The organism is Pseudomonas sp. xss_4, from assembly GCF_043104125.1.
Lineage (GTDB): Bacteria > Pseudomonadota > Gammaproteobacteria > Pseudomonadales > Pseudomonadaceae > Aquipseudomonas > Aquipseudomonas parafulva_B.
Genome location: NZ_JBICKJ010000069.1, coordinates 191595 through 209470, shown reverse-complemented (window position 1 = coordinate 209470; position 17876 = coordinate 191595). Strand labels below are relative to the sequence as shown.

Annotated in this window: 21 protein-coding genes; 13 read left to right on the top strand and 8 right to left on the bottom strand. The window is 61.3% G+C overall.

Annotated elements, in window-relative coordinates:
• Positions 1–84: 84 nt before the first annotated feature.
• The gene (locus ACF8GB_RS14525) at positions 85–555 is read left to right on the top strand and encodes a hemerythrin domain-containing protein (RefSeq protein ID WP_058605217.1); all 471 of its coding nucleotides are present in this window, start codon (positions 85–87) and stop codon (positions 553–555) included.
• 38 nt (positions 556–593) lie between these two features.
• Here the strand turns inward: ACF8GB_RS14525 and ACF8GB_RS14520 are convergent, their stop codons facing one another.
• The gene (locus ACF8GB_RS14520) at positions 594–1703 is read right to left on the bottom strand and encodes a Gfo/Idh/MocA family protein (protein WP_392527227.1); all 1110 of its coding nucleotides are present in this window, start codon (positions 1701–1703) and stop codon (positions 594–596) included.
• A gap of 186 nt (positions 1704–1889) precedes the next feature.
• Between ACF8GB_RS14520 and ACF8GB_RS14515 the strand changes: the two genes are divergently transcribed.
• Entirely contained in the window at positions 1890–2135 is a 246-nt protein-coding gene (locus ACF8GB_RS14515; protein ID WP_392527225.1) for a hypothetical protein, read from the top strand.
• Positions 2136–2338: 203 nt separating this feature from the next.
• Here ACF8GB_RS14515 and ACF8GB_RS14510 read toward each other — a convergent pair whose 3' ends face one another.
• The gene (locus ACF8GB_RS14510) at positions 2339–2569 is read right to left on the bottom strand and encodes a hypothetical protein (RefSeq protein WP_392527224.1); all 231 of its coding nucleotides are present in this window, start codon (positions 2567–2569) and stop codon (positions 2339–2341) included.
• Positions 2570–2642: 73 nt separating this feature from the next.
• On the bottom strand, positions 2643–3356 hold the full coding sequence (locus tag ACF8GB_RS14505; protein ID WP_392527222.1) for a DUF72 domain-containing protein: 714 nt from the start codon (positions 3354–3356) through the stop codon (positions 2643–2645).
• A gap of 129 nt (positions 3357–3485) precedes the next feature.
• Here ACF8GB_RS14505 and ACF8GB_RS14500 point away from each other — a divergent pair, with 129 nt between their 5' ends.
• The 3 genes from ACF8GB_RS14500 (at position 3486) to ACF8GB_RS14490 (ending at position 5418) form a co-directional block, all read left to right on the top strand.
• Entirely contained in the window at positions 3486–3635 is a 150-nt protein-coding gene (locus ACF8GB_RS14500) for a hypothetical protein (RefSeq protein WP_392515292.1), read from the top strand.
• Between the two features lie 64 nt (positions 3636–3699).
• The gene (locus ACF8GB_RS14495; protein WP_058603938.1) at positions 3700–4083 is read left to right on the top strand and encodes a low affinity iron permease family protein; all 384 of its coding nucleotides are present in this window, start codon (positions 3700–3702) and stop codon (positions 4081–4083) included.
• A gap of 210 nt (positions 4084–4293) precedes the next feature.
• Entirely contained in the window at positions 4294–5418 is a 1125-nt protein-coding gene (locus ACF8GB_RS14490; RefSeq protein WP_392515290.1) for a mechanosensitive ion channel family protein, read from the top strand.
• 60 nt (positions 5419–5478) lie between these two features.
• On the opposite strand, the gene ACF8GB_RS14485 is transcribed toward ACF8GB_RS14490, so the two are convergent.
• Both ACF8GB_RS14485 and ACF8GB_RS14480 read right to left on the bottom strand, forming a co-directional pair.
• The gene (locus ACF8GB_RS14485; protein WP_196127873.1) at positions 5479–6357 is read right to left on the bottom strand and encodes a manganese catalase family protein; all 879 of its coding nucleotides are present in this window, start codon (positions 6355–6357) and stop codon (positions 5479–5481) included.
• A 60-nt stretch (positions 6358–6417) separates the two neighbouring features.
• Entirely contained in the window at positions 6418–6705 is a 288-nt protein-coding gene (locus tag ACF8GB_RS14480) for a general stress protein (RefSeq protein ID WP_196186195.1), read from the bottom strand.
• Positions 6706–7003: 298 nt separating this feature from the next.
• On the opposite strand from ACF8GB_RS14480, the gene ACF8GB_RS14475 reads away from it, so the two are divergent.
• The 8 genes from ACF8GB_RS14475 to ACF8GB_RS14440 all read left to right on the top strand — a co-directional run bounded on the left by ACF8GB_RS14475 (position 7004) and on the right by ACF8GB_RS14440 (position 16236).
• The gene (locus tag ACF8GB_RS14475) at positions 7004–7453 is read left to right on the top strand and encodes a hypothetical protein (protein ID WP_058637284.1); all 450 of its coding nucleotides are present in this window, start codon (positions 7004–7006) and stop codon (positions 7451–7453) included.
• A 112-nt stretch (positions 7454–7565) separates the two neighbouring features.
• Entirely contained in the window at positions 7566–9044 is a 1479-nt protein-coding gene (locus ACF8GB_RS14470; RefSeq protein ID WP_326383914.1) for an MFS transporter, read from the top strand.
• 84 nt (positions 9045–9128) lie between these two features.
• Positions 9129–9509 (top strand): termination factor Rho, encoded by a 381-nt coding sequence (locus tag ACF8GB_RS14465; RefSeq protein ID WP_078478732.1) that lies wholly within the window; start codon positions 9129–9131, stop codon positions 9507–9509.
• A gap of 107 nt (positions 9510–9616) precedes the next feature.
• Positions 9617–11404, top strand: coding sequence for a thiamine pyrophosphate-requiring protein (locus tag ACF8GB_RS14460; RefSeq protein WP_392527221.1), 1788 nt, complete (start codon positions 9617–9619; stop codon positions 11402–11404).
• A gap of 97 nt (positions 11405–11501) precedes the next feature.
• Complete coding sequence (locus ACF8GB_RS14455) at positions 11502–12008, top strand: (2Fe-2S)-binding protein (protein ID WP_058603931.1); 507 nt, start codon at positions 11502–11504, stop codon at positions 12006–12008.
• Positions 12005–13006 carry an FAD binding domain-containing protein gene (locus ACF8GB_RS14450; RefSeq protein WP_392527220.1) on the top strand — a complete coding sequence of 334 codons (1002 nt, stop codon included), beginning with the start codon at positions 12005–12007 and terminating at the stop codon, positions 13004–13006. The genes ACF8GB_RS14455 and ACF8GB_RS14450 overlap by 4 nt, the downstream gene beginning before the upstream one ends.
• Entirely contained in the window at positions 13003–15195 is a 2193-nt protein-coding gene (locus ACF8GB_RS14445) for a xanthine dehydrogenase family protein molybdopterin-binding subunit (RefSeq protein ID WP_326383911.1), read from the top strand. Before ACF8GB_RS14450 ends, ACF8GB_RS14445 begins: the two co-directional genes overlap by 4 nt.
• Before the next feature lie 27 nt (positions 15196–15222).
• The gene (locus ACF8GB_RS14440; protein WP_196121964.1) at positions 15223–16236 is read left to right on the top strand and encodes a UV damage endonuclease UvsE; all 1014 of its coding nucleotides are present in this window, start codon (positions 15223–15225) and stop codon (positions 16234–16236) included.
• Positions 16237–16253: 17 nt separating this feature from the next.
• On the opposite strand, the gene ACF8GB_RS14435 is transcribed toward ACF8GB_RS14440, so the two are convergent.
• The 3 genes from ACF8GB_RS14435 to ACF8GB_RS14425 all read right to left on the bottom strand — a co-directional run bounded on the left by ACF8GB_RS14435 (position 16254) and on the right by ACF8GB_RS14425 (position 17821).
• A complete protein-coding gene (locus tag ACF8GB_RS14435; protein WP_392527219.1) occupies positions 16254–16481 on the bottom strand; it encodes a hypothetical protein in 228 nt (75 codons plus the stop codon).
• 297 nt (positions 16482–16778) lie between these two features.
• Positions 16779–17582 (bottom strand): exodeoxyribonuclease III, encoded by an 804-nt coding sequence (gene xth, locus ACF8GB_RS14430; RefSeq protein ID WP_145255261.1) that lies wholly within the window; start codon positions 17580–17582, stop codon positions 16779–16781.
• On the bottom strand, positions 17579–17821 hold the full coding sequence (locus tag ACF8GB_RS14425; RefSeq protein WP_058637293.1) for a hypothetical protein: 243 nt from the start codon (positions 17819–17821) through the stop codon (positions 17579–17581). Before ACF8GB_RS14425 ends, xth begins: the two co-directional genes overlap by 4 nt.
• Positions 17822–17876 lie beyond the last annotated feature (55 nt).

The following is a 17876-nucleotide window of genomic DNA, read 5'->3' as shown; positions in this document are numbered from 1 at the left end:
GGTCATCTGTGCAGCGGAACTGATGGCCTGGCGCTTGACTCAACCCATGGCAACCGTGATTACAACAACCTGCAGAGGTGATCCATGAACGCCATCGAATTGCTGACCCAGGACCATCAGTTGGTCAAGAAACTGCTTGAAGAGCTGTCTTCGACAACAGAGCGCGCAGTGAAAAAGCGTGCCGACCTGCTGGAACGCATCAAGCAGGAAGTCACCATTCATACCGCCCTGGAAGAGGAAATCCTTTACCCAGCCATCAAAGAAGCTGGTGGTAAGGAAGAAGAAAAGATGTACTACGAGGCCAAGGAAGAGCACCGTACCGTCGATTCACTGGTGCTGCCTGACCTTGAAGGCACAGACACCGGCACGGTCGAGTTCGCAGGGCGGGTCAAGGTGATGAAAGAGTTGTTGGAGCACCACATCGAGGAAGAAGAAAGCGAGCTGTTCCCCACGGCACGCAAGCTGCTGGGTAAGCAGCAACTCGAGGAGATGGGCCAGGCGATGATGGCGCAGAAGAAATTGCTCAAGGGCAAGTCGGAACAGCGCGCCGCGTAATCAAGCCTGCGCGCCCTCAGGGGCGCGCAGCTCGCCCGTTATTCTGCCGGCGACTCGGCATCAACCATCGGCGGTACTGGGGCCAGGGCAAAAGCCCTGCGCTGCTCGGATCGACGCGCGAACGGCCGAGCGGGCAGTGGTTCGAGTCGTTGCGGTGTACCGGTTTCAAGCGCTCGCTTGATTGCCTCGACTACCCGTACATCACGCCACCCCTCTTCCCCATCGGGTTCGGGCGCAACGTTGTTGAGGATACAATCGGAGAAATAGGCCGTTTCCCCAGCAAATTGGTCCACCACAGGGTTGACGTGCACACGCGTCTCGCCATCGATGGTGGCCCTGTAGCTGATCGCAACCCCTTCCCCATAACCGAAGCACGGCGAAGCCTCGATCTCGCCCTTGGTGCCCAATAGCTGGAACCGCTCGGTAGACGGCAAGGTATAGCTGACGGTGAACTGCGCCAGCCGCTCGTCTTCGAAGCGCAGGCTCACGGTGACCGTATCCCAGGTATCCATGGTGCTGCCAGGCGATCGAACACCCATGGCCGAGACTTCGATGGGTTCGGCGTTGAACAACTGGCGCACCATGTTCAGGGGATAGGGGCCCATGTCCGGTACCGGCCCGGCCTCGAAACCATTCTGGGCACGGTGGTTATTAGGTTTGACACGCTGCGTGAAGATGGATGTGAACAACCTGGGATCGCCGAAATCGCCCTTATGCACGCGCTCGATCATGTCCAGCGTGCCCGGCTCGCAGTGCAGGCGGTAGGCAACCATCAGCTTGGCACCCGTGCGTTTCGAAACCTCGATCATGGCTTTGCAATCGGCTTCGCTGATGCCCATGGGCTTTTCGAGCAACACATGGATACCGGCTTCGAGGGCCGGCAATACGAACTCACGATGACGGAAATTGGGCGTTGCAATGTACAGTGCGTCCACCTCCCGCGCAGCGAGCATCTGAGCATACTGGTCGTAATGGTAGGTGCGCAGGGCATACCGCTCGCCCAACTGCCGGGCTTTTTCCTCATCTCCGGTGACCAGGACGGTAATTTCCGAGTTGTCGGTTTGCCCGATACCGGGCATGAACGCACCCTGGGAAATCGAACCGCCGGCCACTACACCATAACGGACCTTGCGTGCTGTGCTGGGCATGACACCCCTCCTCTAGAACATGATTCAAAGCAATACCTCTGAAGTGGGCAAGCCGAGGCCGGGTGAGGTTCAAAAAAACGTTGGCGTACGCGCTTTCATCGCAAGGCGTGTCTGGGAAAGAGGATCGATCTGAACCCGGCTTCGACTGGCCGGTCCCACGAACAAACCAGGACCGAGGACCGTTCGATGGAGGCTTGGATCGATTGGCTGGAATGGCCGGCCATGGTGCTAACGGTAGTGGCAGCATGGTGCATAGGCTCGCGGCGACCCGCCCGGCGCAAGGTCGGCTTCTGCTGCTTCACTGCAAGCAACCTGTTGTGGGCGGCCTGGGGCTGGCAAGCCGAGGCTTGGGCGCTGATCATTCTGCAGTTCACGCTGTGTGTCATGAATCTGCGGGGATGGAAAAAGAATACGATGATGGAGCCGGGTTGACGTGGGGCTCGTCAAGGCTACGCGCTGCCAGTGGGTAAGCAGCCTTGCAAGGGCGCCAGACCTGCCCCGACAACTCAAGGTGCGACGCTGCAATATCAGGGCGGCGCTCAAATCTTAGGGCCGCTTTGCGGCCCATCGCAGCAATAAGTCGCTGGCTTGAATTTCAGGAAAGCACAGCGCATGCAGCAAAACGACCCCATCGCTTAACGATTCAAGCGCTTCTCCACGTTTTCAGTCTGCTGCTCGATCGCCCGGGTCTGCTCGTCCAGCTCCTTGATGGAAGTCGGGGTGATAGCCTTGTCGATGGCCTCGGTGGCCGGATCAGGGCGTTCCAACACAGGATCAGGTGACTGATCGCCTTTTTGCGCTTGCTCTGAGGAAATCGGACGCGGAACTTTGTCGCCGGTGTGGGTGTGAGTGTGAGTGTCTTTCATGAGCATCTCCAACGTGAACAGGGTGTCTTTATGAGCAGAGCGCAACGCTGGGGAAAAGTTTGATCCGCTTCGCTCAGCCAAGGTAACTGCGCATCGACAGCGCATCGCCGACAGCGGCGCCACTGGCCGTGTTGTCAAAGATGCACCAGGGGATCGCCCCTTGGTCATGGGCGCGTTTCAATTGGGCGGCAAGCTCCCGTAGCCATTGATCGGTATAAGCGCTCCGATACACCACCGGTACGCCGTGCAGCCGCCAATACGCTATGCCTGACCAGCCAGAGGGCTGGCCGTCTAGCTCGAATCTGGAGGGGCTTGCCCCCACCTGCCCTACCTGAAAGTCGATCAGCAGCGGTTGCACTGAACGCCATGTCTCATGCCGAGGTTCGACGACTACTGGCTTGTCGAACCTGCACCGCAGTGCTTCGAAAAAGCGCCTGACTACAGCTTCGTCAAACCCTAGCGACGGTGGTAACTGGACGAGCAAGCAGCCCAACTTCTCTCCCAACTCCCCGCATTGGGCCAGAAAGCTGTCCAGCGCCGTTTCACACCTGTGCAGACGCATTTCATGGGTGATCGCCTTGGGCACCTTGACCGAGAAGCGAAAGTCCTCAGGCGTCGATGCGGCCCAGCGCGCATAGGTCTGCGGGCGATGGGGCCGGTAGAACGAACTGTTGATTTCCACAGCACTCAGGCGCGCGGCGTAGCGCTCCAGATGGCTGCCTGCTTCGGGAAAAGCCAGAGCATGCTCCTTGGGCAGGCTCCAGCCTGCACAGCCTAGGTAGATCATCTCAGTAGCCCCTTGACCTCACTCGATGGTGGAGTCGCTTGAGTGTCCAGGCGTTCCACTTGGCAGATTCGATGGAACACCTGGCAACAGGCTGGCCACTAACGCAGCACATCCCAAGAGGAATCCACCATGACCACCCCCACTCAACCAGACCCCTATGTGGACAACGTACCGCACAATCCGGGTGATCTCATTGAAGCACCTGAGCAGGAACCCACCGAACCGGCTCCCGAATGGCCGGAAGGCCAGGTACCACCCGAAGAGCAATCTGACGGCTGACCCTTACACACTTGGCGGCGCACACTGCGTCACCTGAAACGCTGCAATCACCAGGAGGGATCCGATGAAGTTCGCGCAGTTCTGTCAGTGGCTATCCAACCAGGCCGGCCGCCCCAGCACGTTCTTGATGGCCATCGTGCTCATCATCATGTGGGCGGTTTCCGGCCCATGGTTCCACTACAACGATACCTGGCAACTGATCATCAACACCTCGACCACCATCATCACCTTCCTGATGGTGTTTCTGATCCAGAATACCCAGAACCGAGACAACGACATCATTCACGTCAAGCTCGACGAGCTGATCCGCGCCACTCAATCGGCGCAACGTTCGGTGCTGGACCTGGAGGCCATGGACAGCAAGACCCTGCGCGAGCTGCGCAAGGAATACCGTGCACTGGCCGCACGTACCGGCACACCGCTTGAAGACAACGCGCCGCAGCCATGATGTGCCGCATCAGCGCATCGCTGGACCGGGCCCCACTTGTTGTCCACCGTGGACCAATCAATGGCCTACACGCGCACGGGCCCCTACCCGACCCGCACAGTTCATCTGTCCAGGATCGACGTGCACGGATCATCCGATAACCATTCGCAGGGCAATTGTTTTGCTCGACGCCTGACACCTCGAAACCTTTGCTAGAGGAGGCAAGCCTTCATGAGCGATCGCATCATCACACTGTTCACCGATACCACGTTCTTCGGTATCTCCATTCTCAACCTGTTACTCGCAGTCACTGTGGCCACACTGACGTTCCTGGTCGCCAGGGCAGCCATCAGTTTCGTACAGCGGCGCGTCAAGCACTGGTCCTCGCATTCCGGGGCCTTGAGCCACGTGGTAGAGAAGGTCCTGTCAGGCACCAGCAACTCGCTGCTGTTTCTGGCTTCGCTGCTGGTGGGGTTGAGCATGCTCGACCTGCCGGAGCGTTGGTTGAGCCGGGTTGGCAGCCTCTGGTTCGTCGTCGCAGCGCTGCAGATCGGCCTGTGGGCCAACCGTGCCATCGGCCTGGGCCTGGATCGCTACTTCACCCGTCACAACCCGGACGGTTCCCAGCAGAGCAGCGCCCTGGCCACGTTGTCGGCCTGGGGTGCGCGGGTGCTGTTGTGGTCGATCGTGCTACTGGCCATGCTGTCGAACCTGGGCGTGAACATCACCGCCTTCGTCGCCAGCTTGGGTGTGGGCGGTATTGCGGTCGCTCTGGCTGTGCAGAACATTCTGGGTGACCTGTTCGCCTCGCTGTCCATCGCCGTGGACAAACCGTTCGAGGTAGGTGACTTCATCGTCATTGGCCCCCTGGCCGGCACCGTCGAGCATGTTGGCCTGAAAACCACGCGCATCCGCAGCCTGGGCGGCGAGCAGATCGTCATGGCCAATGCCAGCATGATCAGCAGCACCATCCAGAACTACAAGCGCCTGCAAGAACGTCGCATCGTGTTCGAGTTTGGTCTGTCCTACGATACGCCTACCGAGGCGGTGAAGAAGGCGCCCGGGATCGTCGAGGAAGCGATCAAGGCTCAAGCCCAAGCACGCTTCGACCGGGCGCACTTGCGTGGCTTCGGCAAGGAGGCGCTGGAGTTCGAATGCGTCTACATCGTGCAGGACCCAGGCTACAACCTGTACATGGACATCCAGCAGGCCATCAACTTCAAACTGCTTGAGCGGTTCTCGAAAATCGGCGCCAAGTTCGCCGTACCGGTGCGGGCCATCAAGGTCACGGCGTTGCCGCAGGAGGCGAACGTGCATGCGCAAGGGCGAGACAACATGGGTATGCGGGGGGCGTGAACGCGTGACATGTAACGCTTGAACGTAGCAGCGGACCCGACGGTCCGCTGCCCTGCCGGTTCATATAGGCTCATCACCATTGACCTTGCCCAATTCGGCACCGGTCATTGGCTGCAGGTCGGGATTGGACTGGGTTCTCAGCTTCATGGCCTCCACTGCGTCTGCACTGGCCCCATCGAGCTCCACCGACGCCATACCATTACCGCCATCGACGGCCGGTTGCGGCTGATCCACGTAGACCCAATCCTGGCCTTCGTTCCATGAGCCGCGCACCTCCCCGCCGTGGGACATGTTGAAGTAGGTGCGGTTGAACTCGGGATCACCCGGCATTTTGCCCTGCGGGAAGTTAGGTTGGATGGAATGCAGCGCTTTCTCGAAAGACATCTGATGGGCAATTTCTCGGCTCATCAGAAAACCGAGCGCATCCTTGATGCCGGGGTCATCGGTCACGTTGATCAGACGCTCATACACGATCTTGGCGCGGGCCTCGGCGGCAATGTTCGAGCGCAGATCTGCCGTCGGCTCTCCAATGGTGTCGATGTAGGCAGCGGTCCAGGGAATGCCACCAGAGTTCACCAGCGCAGCGCCACCCCCATACAAAAGGCTGGTGACATGCGAGTCGTTACCCGCGCCGGTGAGTGATCGATACAGTTCACCCTCGGCTTCCACCCCTTCGGCCAGACGGCCTTTGGCACCTTTGTTGAGCATCACCACGATCGATCCGATGATCTCAAGGTGGCTGAGTTCTTCGGTGGCGATATCGAACAACATGTCCTTGCGCCCTGGGTCATCCTCGGTTACGGCCTGGGTGAAATAGCGCATCGCGGCGGCAAGCTCACCCTGAGGCCCGCCAAACTGTTCGAGCAACAGGTTCGCAAGCCCAGGGTTGGGCTGGGAGACACGGACGGTGTACTGCAGACGTTTGTTGTGCATGAACATCGGTAAATCCTCATCATCGTGCCGAAGCAGCGGGCGCTACACCGGTCGGTTTAACGTTGATCAACGATTCTCATCGCTCGAGCGGCCACCGCCGTGGCTGTTCTTGCCGCCTTCGCGGCCCGCCTCAGCGGCTTTCTGCGGATCATTGGCGAAGTTGCCTCCGGAGGCCTGCCCACCTTTACGGCCCGCTTCGGACGCTTTCTCACGGTCGTTGGCGAAATCACCGCCTGATGCCTGGCCTCCCTTGTGACCTGCCTGGGACGCTTTCTCTCGGTCATTGGCAAAGTTGCCTGGATTGGTGTTGGAGCTGCCGCCTTGGTTTGCATGCTTGTCGTCATTGCTAGCCATGATGTTCATCTCTCATGTGTTCACACAGGTTGGTCTGTGTTCATGGGTGACCCGCAGCAAACGGCGGCTGGTCAAAGCAATTCACTCCAGCCTGACGAATTGCGCGAAGCACTGTTGGTCGAGCGTTTGGGACCCTTGAGCTTGTCGCAATGTTGAGGTGCACTCAGGACGAAGGCGGACAAATGACTGTCGTGCCAGTAGTTACGGGCTCAGCTAAGCCCGTTCGTCGATTACCGGGCACGGCCGGCAGTCCAACCTGACGAACACTACGAGGACACCTCATAAAAGGAGCTTCATCATGACAATGCTAAAACCTTCCTCCCTGCTGCTTGCGCTCTGCCTGGGCGCATCTGCGCCGGTGGTCATGGCAGCAACCAACATGAATGATCAACACACCCCCAGCATGCAATCGGGCGATCACGGCACCATGAATGGCAACAGCGGCGCCACCGGTTCTGGCACCCCGGGCGATGGCATGGGCACCGGAAGCGGCACCGGCAGCAACGGCACCGACGCCACGGGGGGCGATGGCACTGCTCCCGGCTCGGGTACCGGTACCGGTAATGGGGCGAACACGGGCGCCGGCGGCACCGGGAGCGGCTCGGGCATGGGCGGCACCGGGAGTGGCGACATGGGCGGTAGAGGCGACATGGGCGGCAGCGGCGGTACCGGTATGGGCAGCGGGACCGGGAGCGGCGGCTCAGGTAGCGGTGCCGGCGGCGCAGGCGGCTCGGGTGGTGGTAGCTGATCATCCGGTGCATGTGACTCGCGCTATGGCTAACCAAGCCTGACACGTGGAATACAAGGGCTGCTGTGCAGCCCTTCCTTCAAACGACAGCTACAACAGACTTGAGGCTGACGTGGCGACTGAATCCAGACACGACACACACGCCAGTAGTCACGACCAGCGGTTCTACGACACGGATATCCCCGCCCGCCTCGATCGACTGCCATGGACACGATTTCACACGTTGCTGGTGGTAGCGCTTGGCATCACCTGGCTACTGGACGGTCTGGAAGTCACCCTTGCCGGGTCGTTGGCCGGCGCCTTGAAGGACAGCCCTGCCCTGGCCATGAGCAACCGCGATGTCGGCCTGGCTGGTGCCATCTATATCGCCGGGGCAGTGCTCGGCGCGCTCTTTTTCGGCTGGCTGACCGACCGCCTGGGTCGGCGCAAGCTGTTTTTCATCACCCTGGCGCTCTACATCGGCGCCACCGCTGCCACGGCATTTTCCTGGAACCTGTGGAGCTTAATGGTCTTTCGCTTTCTCACAGGCGCGGGCATCGGTGGGGAATATACCGCTATCAACTCAACCATCCAGGAGTTCACTCCAGCGCGCTACCGTGGCTGGGTCGACCTGACCATCAACGGTACGTTCTGGCTAGGCGCTGCGCTGGGTGCAGTGGGTGCCATCGTGCTGCTGAACCCTTCGATGGCGCACGGTGATCTTGGATGGCGCCTATGCTTTGGCATTGGCGCTGCGTTGGGCCTGCTGATCATGCTCATGCGGCTGTGGGTGCCGGAAAGCCCGCGCTGGCTGATGATCCACAATCAACCCGAGGCGGCTGAACGCATTGTGGCCGACATCGAGCGCAGGTGCCGCGATCAAGGCTTGGCACTGCCTGCACTTGACAGCCCGCCCCTGCAATTGCGAGCCAGGCACCACACGCCTTTGGCCGAGGTATTTCACAGCCTGTTCGTCGTCCACAGGCGCCGGGCCATGGTAGGCCTGACGCTGCTCACGGCGCAGGCCTTTTTTTACAACGCCATCTTCTTCACCTACGCCCTGGTGCTGACCGACTTCTACGATGTGCCCTCCTCCAGCGTTGGCTGGTATGTCCTGCCGTTCGCGCTCGGCAACTTCTGTGGCCCTTTGTTGCTCGGGCGGCTGTTCGATGTGTTAGGGCGGCGCATCATGATCAGCACCACCTATGCCCTGTCGGGCGTATTGCTGACCCTGAGCGGCTATCTGTTCGAACAGGGGATGATCAATGCCGTCGAGCAAACGATCGCGTGGATGGTCATCTTCTTCTTTGCCTCGGCCGCGGCCAGCTCTGCTTACCTCACGGTGGCAGAAACCTTCCCGCTGGAGATCCGTGCCCTGGCCATTGCCGTGTTCTATGCATTCGGCACGGGGCTGGGTGGCATGGTGGGGCCGACGTTGTTCGGTGCCTTGATCGAATCGGGCGAGCGTACCCAAGTCTGGTATGGGTACCTGCTCGGCGCTGCGCTCATGCTGGCAGCAGCAGTCGTCCAGGCCGTTTACGGGGTAGCCGCAGAGCGCCGGTCACTGGAGCACGTCGCCCGCCCCCTATCTCAGGTGGAATCCGCCGATTAAAGGGCCCGCCGTCCGTCCGCCCATCGGCACTCGAGCGTGTGCTGGCCTTCAACCCTAATACCCATCCAATGAGGAGCGACCACCATGGCACGCGGCGACAAGGACAAGTACACCCAAGAGCAAAAGCGCAAAGCCGAGCACATCGAGCAAAGCTATGAGGACAAGGGTTTGCCCAAGGACAAGGCCGAGGCGCGGGCCTGGGCCACGGTGAACAAGCAATCCGGCGGGGGCGACAAGAAAGGTGGCTCCGGTAGCAAGACGAGCAGCACCGACAAGAAAACTGCACGCAGCGACTCTGCCAAGCGAGCCGCCAAGTCCCGCGAGGGACACCCGCGCAACAGCTCTGCCTCGCTGGAATCCCAGACCAAGGAGAGCCTGCTCAAGGAGGCGCGCAACAAGGACATCAAGGGCCGCTCGACCATGACCAAGGCCGAGTTGATCGAAGCGCTGCGCAAGCACGGTTGATCTGCAAGGGCTGTTTATCCCGGTCAGCTGAACCGCTTCAAGTCCGTTGAAACTTTAGTCTTCCCTGCCAAGTCCAGAACTTATCCGAGACGCGGCAGGAGAAGACGATGAGCGACACTGTAGGCGATTTTCTGATCGCACGGCTGTACCAATGGGGCGTACGCCGCATCTTTGGTTACCCAGGCGACGGAATCAACGGTGTGTTCGGCGCCCTGAACCGCGCGGGCGGCAAGATCCAATTCATCCAGGCCCGGCACGAAGAGATGGCCGCCTTCATGGCCAGTGCCCACGCCAAGTTCACCGGCGAGTTGGGCGTGTGCATCGCCACGTCCGGGCCGGGTGCCTCGCACCTGCTCACCGGCCTGTACGACGCGCGCATGGACCATCAGCCGGTCCTGGCCATCGTGGGCCAGCAAGCGCGTGCCGCCTTGGGCGGTCATTATCAGCAGGAGCTGGACTTGGTCTCGATGTTCAAGGACGTCGCCGGCGCATTTGTGCAGCAGGCATCCACGCCGCAACAGGTACGTCATCTGGTGGACCGCGCCGTGCGCACAGCCGTTGGAGAGCGCCGCGTGACGGCCATGATCCTGCCCAACGACCTGCAGGACCTGCCCTACGAAGACCCGACCCGTGCCCATGGCACCGTGCATTCGGGCGTTGGTTACAGCAAACCTAAGGTAGTCCCCTTCGATGCCGACTTGCAGCGCGCGGCCGATGTGCTCAACGCAGGGCGCAAGGTCGCCATCCTGGTCGGGGCCGGCGCGCTGGGGGCCAGCAAAGAGGTAGCCGCGGTGGCTGAGCAACTGGGTGCCGGCGTTGCCAAGGCCCTGCTTGGCAAAGGCGTTCTGCCCGATGAACTGCCGTGGGTAACGGGCGCCATCGGCCTGCTGGGGACCGAGCCGAGTTATAAACTGATGGCCGAATGCGACACGTTGCTGATGATTGGTTCTGGCTTCCCGTATTCCGAATTTCTGCCCAAGGACGGTCAGGCGCGCGGCGTTCAAATCGACCTGCAGCCAGACATGCTCAGCCTGCGCTATCCCATGGAGGTGAACCTGGTCGGTGACGCCGCGCAGACGTTGCAGGCATTACTTCCATTGCTGCACACGCGTCCAGACCACAGCTGGCGCAAGAAAATCGAGAAATGGCGCGCAAGCTGGGACAAGACATTGAGCAAACGTGCGCTGGTCAAGGCCGACCCGATCAACCCGCAGCGAGTGGTGCACGAGCTATCCCCGCGCCTGCCAGATCTGGCGATCATATCCAGTGATTCGGGTTCGTGCGCCAACTGGTACGCCCGCGACCTGATGATCCGTGAGGGGATGCAGTGCTCCTTGTCGGGCGGCCTGGCCTGCATGGGCGCGGCCGTACCTTACGCCATTGCTGCCAAGTTCGCCCACCCGACCCGGCCAGTGATCGCCCTGGTGGGCGACGGCGCCATGCAGATGAACAACCTCGCCGAACTGATCACCGTGGCCAAATACTGGCAGCAGTGGGAAAGCCCCACGTGGATCTGCGCGGTGTTCAACAACGAAGACCTCAATCAGGTGACCTGGGAGCAGCGCGTGATGGAGGGCGATCCGAAGTTCGAAGCCTCTCAATCGATACCTGACGTGCCTTATCACTTGTTCGCCATTTCGATTGGTCTTGAGGGCATCTACGTCGAGCGCGAGGAAGATGTCGCCCCCGCCTGGGAGCGCGCACTGGCAGCTGATCGCCCGGTGCTGATCGAGTTCAAGACTGACCCCAACGTAGCGCCACTGCCACCGCACCTGAAACTCGAGCAGGCCAGGAAGTTCGCAACCACCTTGCTCAAGGGTGACCCGGATGAGGCCGGCGTGATCGTGCAGACCGCCAAGCAGGTGCTGAGCGCGGTACTGCCTGCCAAGAAATGACAAGGGCCTGGCGCTTGGGATGAACGTTCCGGGCGCCTGACCAGTCGCACTCCATAGACACAGCCCACTGTGCGCAATCGAACCGTGAGGACCTACCATGACTGCACTCCCTGAACAGGGCACTGCACAGCAGACCCTGAACTTCACCCTCAATGGCCAACCCCAGGCCCTGACGGTACAACCCTGGACCACCCTGCTCGACTTGCTGCGTGAGCAGCTGGATCTGGTGGGCACCAAGAAAGGTTGCGACCATGGCCAATGCGGGGCCTGTACCGTGCTGCGCGATGGCCGCCGGGTGAACGCTTGCCTGACCCTGGCGGTGATGTGCGAAGGTGCCGACCTCGTCACCATCGAAGGCCTGGCCGAGGGTGACCAACTGCACCCCATGCAGCAGGCATTCATCAGCCAGGATGCCTTCCAGTGCGGTTACTGCACACCTGGCCAGATCTGCTCGGCCGTGGGCCTGGCCAATGAAGGACACGCCCATACCCGTGCCGACATCCGCGAGCAGATGAGCGGCAACCTGTGCCGCTGCGGCGCCTACAGCAACATCGTAGCCGCCGTCGAGCAGGCCCTGCCGCTGATCAAGAGGGCGCGCACATGACCCCTTTCAGCTACCACAAGCCGGCCTCGGTGGAAGAGGCGCTGCGCCTGACCGATGCGTCCTCGCGCTTCATTGCAGGCGGGACCAACCTGGTCGACTTGATGAAGGAAAATGTCGAGCGGCCCGAGCGACTGATTGACATCACAGGGCTGGAACTCAATCGCATCGAACCCAGCGACGCGGGCGGTGTGGTGATCGGCGCATTGGTCAGCAACGCGGACCTGGCGTGGGACCCACTCATCCGCCAGCGCTACCCATTGCTGTCACAAGCGATCCTGGCCGGTGCATCGCCGCAGCTGCGCAACATGGCAAGCACCGGCGGCAACCTGTTGCAACGTACGCGCTGCTACTACTTCTACGACACCGGTACGCCTTGCAACAAACGTGAACCCGGCAGCGGTTGCCCAGCACGCAGCGGCTTGAATCGCATTCATGCGATTCTCGGCGCCAGCGAGGCGTGCGTGGCGACTCATCCTTCGGACATGTGCGTGGCACTGGCTGCCCTGAAGGCCGTGGTGCATGTGCAAGGGCCTGCTGCCAAACGCCAGATTCCGTTTGCCGATTTCCATCGTCTGCCCGGCGATACGCCGCAGCATGACAACCACTTGGCGCCTGATGAACTGATTACCGCCATCGAGCTGCCCGACCAAGGCTTTGCCGAACATTTCCGCTATGTGAAGGTGCGTGATCGAGCCTCCTACGCCTTCGCGCTGGTCTCGGTTGCCGCTGCCCTGCGCATCGAAAACGGGTTAATTCAAGAGGCCCGCATCGCCCTGGGTGGCGTGGCCCACAAGCCATGGCGCAACGAAGCTGTGGAAGCCACGCTGCACGGCCAGGCGCCCAGCACCGAGCTGTTCACCCAAGCGGCCACTGCCCTGCTGCAAGGGGCACAGCCCCTGAGCCAGAACGGCCTCAAGGTGCAGCTGGCTCAACAAGCCATCATTCGGGCATTGAACGAGGCCGCCGCCGGCGGCAGCCTCGAGGGGGACGCACAATGAGCAAAGTAGTAGGAACCCCAGCGGACCGCGTCGACGGCGCGGCCAAGGTCACTGGGCAGGCGCGCTATGCCGCCGATTACCCGGAAGAAGGCCTGCTGCACGGCAGCGTCGTTTCCAGCACCATCGCCCGTGGCCGGGTGGTCAAGGTCAACAGCGAGAAAGCGCTGCAGGTACCAGGCGTGGTGGCGGTGCTGGACCACATCAACCGTCCGCGTATTTCCAGCTACGACGATGACTACAGCGACGATGATGCAGCCGAGGGCTCGCCCTTCAGACCGTTGTTCAACGACCGCGTGTTCTACAGCGGCCAGCCCGTTGCACTGGTCGTAGCACAGACGCTGGAAATCGCCCGTCATGCAGGTTCGCTGGTCGAGATCCACTACAGCCAGGAAAGCCATGAGTCCGACCTTGAGAAGGTGCTGGGTCAAGCGCACGATGCGCCGGCTGAAACACCTGAGCCCCGTGGAGATTTCCCAGGCCAGTACGCCAGTGCCCCTACCCGCGTGGACGCCACCTACTGGACGGCCAACGAGCACCACAACCCGATGGAGCCCCACGCCTCCACCGTGTGCTACCAACTCGATGGTAGCCTGGTCATTCATGACAAAACCCAAGGTACGCAAAATTGCCAGGAATACGTGCACAACGTCTTTGGCCTGCCCAAGGATAAAGTGCGCGTCAAGGCAGCCTTCGTCGGTGGCGCCTTCGGTTCGGGCCTGCGTCCGCAGTATCAGCTGCCCCTGGCGGTCATGGCTGCCCTGCACCTGATGCGCTCGGTTCGCGTGACCTTGACCCGCCAGCAGATGTTCACCTTTGGCTACCGCCCACGCACACAGCAGCGCCTGCGCCTGGCGGCCGATGAGCAGGGCCGCCTGTCTGCCATTGGTCATGACGCCATCGGCCAGACGTCCCGCTTTGAAGACTTTGCCGAACACGTGGTCGAGTGGAGCGGCATGCTGTACCAGTGCGACAACGTTGCGTTGAGTTACCGCCTTGCGCCATTGGACGTCTACACCCCGTTGGACATGCGCGCGCCGGGTGCAGGTTCGGGCGTGCTGGCGCTGGAATGTGCCATGGACGAACTGGCCTGCGCAGCCGGGCTGGACCCGGTCGAGTTGCGGCGACGTAACTTTGCCAGCCACAACGGCAACGAGGGCAAGCCTTATTCGAGCAAAGAACTGCTGGCCTGTTACGCGCAAGGGGCCGAGCGTTTCGGTTGGCACAAGCGTCAGGCTACGCCCGGCTCGATGCGTGACGGCAACCAGCGCATAGGCTGGGGCATGGCCGGTGGTGTATGGGAAGCCATGCAAATGCAAGCCAGCGCCAAGGCGCGTCTGGGCTGCGACGGGCACCTGACCGTCAGCAGTGCCACCACCGACATTGGCACTGGCACCTATACCGTCATGACGCAGATCGCTGCCGACGCCGCGGGCCTCGACATGGCCGATGTGACGTTCCTGCTTGGCGATTCCTCCTTGCCCAAGGCGCCGTTGCAAGGCGGATCATTCACTGTGTCCTCCGTCGGCTCTGCCGTACGCAAAGCTTGCCTGGAGCTGCGCAAGCAGGTTGTCGAGCAGGCCAGGCAACAGCTCCCGAGCCTGGCCAGCCTGGACGATTCCGCGTTCGTGATTGCAGGTGGCCAGGTGAGCGCCGGTGAGCATTGCTTCGCCCTTGCCGACCTGCTGCCCAGTGCCCAGCAAGCCTGCTTCGAGGTGCAGGTCGAGGCAGGCCCTGACGACAAGCGCAAGCCCTACTCCACCGCCACCCATTCGGCGGTGTTCGTCGAGGTATCGGTGGACGAAGACCTGGGCACCGTACGCGTCAACCGCGTAGTCAGTGCGGTGGCGGCAGGCAGGGTCGTCAACCCCAAGACAGCGCGCAGCCAGATTCTGGGGGGCGTGGTGTGGGGCATCGGCATGGCACTACACGAAGAAACCCAGACCGACCATGCACTGGGCCGCATCCTCAACCACAATCTGGCCGAGTACCACATACCGGTGAACGCCGACATTGGCGATATCGAGGTGATCTTCGTCGAAGAGCATGATGATGTCGTCAACGAACTGGGTTCCAAAGGGGTAGGCGAGATTGGCGTGGTGGGGGTAGCCGCGGCCGTGGCCAATGCCATTTACCATGCCACGGGCAAGCGGGTACGCGAGTTCCCGATCACCTTGGACAAACTGCTGTAAACGGGCCCAGCCCTCTGGAGTATTTGCATGCCACGCCTGGGTTTCGCCTGCATGTACCGGCACCCCCACCGCAGCTTGTCGGTCAAGGAGCTGGAGACCATCGAGCGGACGTTCAACCCGCGCAGCACGACGCTGCGCTGGGTCTCGGGCGCCTCCCGCGAGGCGGCCCGGAACAAGTTGCTGGAACTGGTTGAACACAATCTCCAGGCCCAGCTGCGCTTGCTCGACTACGTGGCCCAGCTGCCCCAGGCGCTGCGCATGCTGCGCCTGAGCAGCGACCTGCTACCGCTGTACAGCCACCCTAGCGTGGCCCACGTGTACCGCGAGGCGGATTTCCAAGCGCTGATGACCGAACGTTTCGCCGCCATCGGCGCTTTCGCACGCGCCCGGGAGATACGCCTGTCGTTTCACCCTGGGCAGTATTGCGTGCTGGGCTCAGACCGCCCCGATGTGGTGGACAACAGCTTGGCCGAGTTCGAATACCATGCCGACATGATCCGCATGATGGGCTACGGACAGGTCTTCCAGGACTTCAAATGCAATGTGCACATTGCCGGCCGGCTGGGCGGTGCGGGTATTCGCACCGTATGGCCGCGCCTGTCCGATGTGGCCCGCAACGTGATCACCTTCGAGAACGACGAGAAGACCTATGGGCTCGACGACTGTCTGGCGCTGGCGGACCTGGCGCCGGTGGTGCTGGATATCCACCATTGCTGGATCCATGAGGGTGACTACATCGACCCGAACGATGGGCGAGTGGAGCGGGTGATCGAGAGCTGGCGAGAGGTACGCCCGACCATGCACTATTCTCAGCCCCCGGAACATCTGCAGGCGCTGGGTTTCGACCCTGATCGCAAGCTGGTGATCGATGAGTTGCTGGAACAGGTGAACAAACGCGACCTGTATGCCCACAGCGCTCGCATGTGGAACCGCTGGACGAACCGCTACGCGCTGCAGTTTCTGGACAGGTTCGACATCATGTTCGAATGCAAGGACAAGAACCTGGCCACGCTGGAGTTCTTCGACGACTACCTGGCTTGATCGGCCCGGGCATGCCCTCAGCCGCTTCTGGTCAGGTCATCGGCCACTTCGCAGCCGTTACGACAGCTGCACTCGTATTCAGCTTGTACGCGAGTCGGCAGGTTTAGACTCAGCCTGACCTTGTCCTGAGTGTCGTACAGGTCGTAGCCCTCCCCCAACGAAGATGGAAAGCCGAGTCGCCGTGGCAGCCATTCTTTGGTTTGCGGTACAGCTGGAACCACAACGAAGCGCATCTGCATGATCATCCCTCATCGGCCGTTCCTTAGTATTAGTCATGCTAAGAGAAAGCATCAAGTAGGCTCATGCGTGTTTACGTCGATCATGAAGTCGAATACGTAGATGACGTGATTACGTCCCCAAGCTAGCAATCTCCTCGTCGGAGCGGCCCTTGTGCCGCGACGGGCCGCGAAGCGGCCCCGGCAACGTCAGCGGCAAAGCTGAAATCCTGGGGCCGCTTCGCGCCCCGTCGCGGCACAAGGGCCGCTCCCACTCGAAACCTCATAGCCCAGAGATAGGGACAGCACCCATCCTGACTAACTGGCTCAAGCTGACTTGCGGCTACGCCGACTCCCCAGCTCGATCCAGGTCGGAGCATGGTCACTGGCCTTGGGTTCATTGCGCACCCAGGCATCGACGCCGGCTCGTTTCAGGTATGGCGCCAAATCCCGGTTGAGCAGCAAGTGGTCTATGCGCAGGCCCGCATTACGTGCCCAGTGGTTGCGAAAGTAGTCCCAGAACGTAAATACCTGTTGTTGCGGATGCAGGTGCCGGATGGCGTCGATCCAGCCGTTGGCCAGCAAGCGCTCGAAGCAATCGCGCGATTCGGGTTGCAGCAGTGCATCCTTGCGCCAGGACTTGGGGTCGTAGATATCAAGGTCCGTGGGCACGACGTTGAAGTCCCCAGCCAGGACGGTGGGGTGACCACTGCCCTGCAACTGCCGGGCATGCTCGATCAGGCACTCGAACCAACGCAGCTTGTAGTCGAACTTCGGCCCTGGTTGCGGGTTGCCATTGGGCAGGTACAAACACCCAACCAACACACCCTGTACCGCTGCCTCCAAGTAGCGGCTCTGGGTGTCGTCCTCCATGCCCGGCAAGCCTCGCCGTACCTCGAGCGGCTCGCTGTCGCGCGCCAGGATCGCCACCCCGTTCCAGGCAGGCTGACCCAGGTGCAGGCAACCGTAGCCAGCGGCCTCCAGGGCCCCACCCGGGAACTGTTGGTCGGGTGCCTTGAGCTCCTGAAGGCAGACCACATCGGGCTTTTCACGTTCGAGCCAGGCCAGCAGTGCTGGCAGTCGGCTGCGAATGCCGTTGATGTTGAACGTGGCGATCCTCAGCGCTTTCATGTGTCAGGGTCGATCACATGGGCGTGCACGGCATCTTCGAGGGCATGCACATGCGCCTGGTCGGCCAAGGCCTTGAGCGCCAGCCAATCGTCCCAATCGATGATGCCATCGTCACGCAACGCTTCGGCGGTACGCACCAGTTCGTGGTGGTAGGCATCGGGCGACTCACGGCGGTAGCTGATGTCGTCGTACTGGGCGTACCAGGCCGCGAGTTCAGGGATACTGCGTTCGATACTCATCACACTGCTCCTGAGAAACCCTTTGGGGTTGTGAGCCTGGCTTGAGCGCATCGTT

Excerpts from the sequence above, each read along its gene's own strand:
- ACF8GB_RS14525 (WP_058605217.1), top strand. The coding sequence starts at position 85 with ATGAACGCCATCGAATTGCTGACCCAGGACCATCAGTTGGTCAAGAAA.
- ACF8GB_RS14520 (WP_392527227.1), bottom strand. The coding sequence starts at position 1,703 with ATGCCCAGCACAGCACGCAAGGTCCGTTATGGTGTAGTGGCCGGCGGT.
- ACF8GB_RS14515 (WP_392527225.1), top strand. The coding sequence starts at position 1,890 with ATGGAGGCTTGGATCGATTGGCTGGAATGGCCGGCCATGGTGCTAACG.
- ACF8GB_RS14510 (WP_392527224.1), bottom strand. The coding sequence starts at position 2,569 with ATGAAAGACACTCACACTCACACCCACACCGGCGACAAAGTTCCGCGT.
- ACF8GB_RS14505 (WP_392527222.1), bottom strand. The coding sequence starts at position 3,356 with ATGATCTACCTAGGCTGTGCAGGCTGGAGCCTGCCCAAGGAGCATGCT.
- ACF8GB_RS14500 (WP_392515292.1), top strand. The coding sequence starts at position 3,486 with ATGACCACCCCCACTCAACCAGACCCCTATGTGGACAACGTACCGCAC.
- ACF8GB_RS14495 (WP_058603938.1), top strand. The coding sequence starts at position 3,700 with ATGAAGTTCGCGCAGTTCTGTCAGTGGCTATCCAACCAGGCCGGCCGC.
- ACF8GB_RS14490 (WP_392515290.1), top strand. The coding sequence starts at position 4,294 with ATGAGCGATCGCATCATCACACTGTTCACCGATACCACGTTCTTCGGT.
- ACF8GB_RS14485 (WP_196127873.1), bottom strand. The coding sequence starts at position 6,357 with ATGTTCATGCACAACAAACGTCTGCAGTACACCGTCCGTGTCTCCCAG.
- ACF8GB_RS14480 (WP_196186195.1), bottom strand. The coding sequence starts at position 6,705 with ATGGCTAGCAATGACGACAAGCATGCAAACCAAGGCGGCAGCTCCAAC.
- ACF8GB_RS14475 (WP_058637284.1), top strand. The coding sequence starts at position 7,004 with ATGACAATGCTAAAACCTTCCTCCCTGCTGCTTGCGCTCTGCCTGGGC.
- ACF8GB_RS14465 (WP_078478732.1), top strand. The coding sequence starts at position 9,129 with ATGGCACGCGGCGACAAGGACAAGTACACCCAAGAGCAAAAGCGCAAA.
- ACF8GB_RS14460 (WP_392527221.1), top strand. The coding sequence starts at position 9,617 with ATGAGCGACACTGTAGGCGATTTTCTGATCGCACGGCTGTACCAATGG.
- ACF8GB_RS14455 (WP_058603931.1), top strand. The coding sequence starts at position 11,502 with ATGACTGCACTCCCTGAACAGGGCACTGCACAGCAGACCCTGAACTTC.
- ACF8GB_RS14450 (WP_392527220.1), top strand. The coding sequence starts at position 12,005 with ATGACCCCTTTCAGCTACCACAAGCCGGCCTCGGTGGAAGAGGCGCTG.
- ACF8GB_RS14445 (WP_326383911.1), top strand. The coding sequence starts at position 13,003 with ATGAGCAAAGTAGTAGGAACCCCAGCGGACCGCGTCGACGGCGCGGCC.
- ACF8GB_RS14440 (WP_196121964.1), top strand. The coding sequence starts at position 15,223 with ATGCCACGCCTGGGTTTCGCCTGCATGTACCGGCACCCCCACCGCAGC.
- ACF8GB_RS14435 (WP_392527219.1), bottom strand. The coding sequence starts at position 16,481 with ATGATCATGCAGATGCGCTTCGTTGTGGTTCCAGCTGTACCGCAAACC.
- xth (WP_145255261.1), bottom strand. The coding sequence starts at position 17,582 with ATGAAAGCGCTGAGGATCGCCACGTTCAACATCAACGGCATTCGCAGC.
- ACF8GB_RS14425 (WP_058637293.1), bottom strand. The coding sequence starts at position 17,821 with ATGAGTATCGAACGCAGTATCCCTGAACTCGCGGCCTGGTACGCCCAG.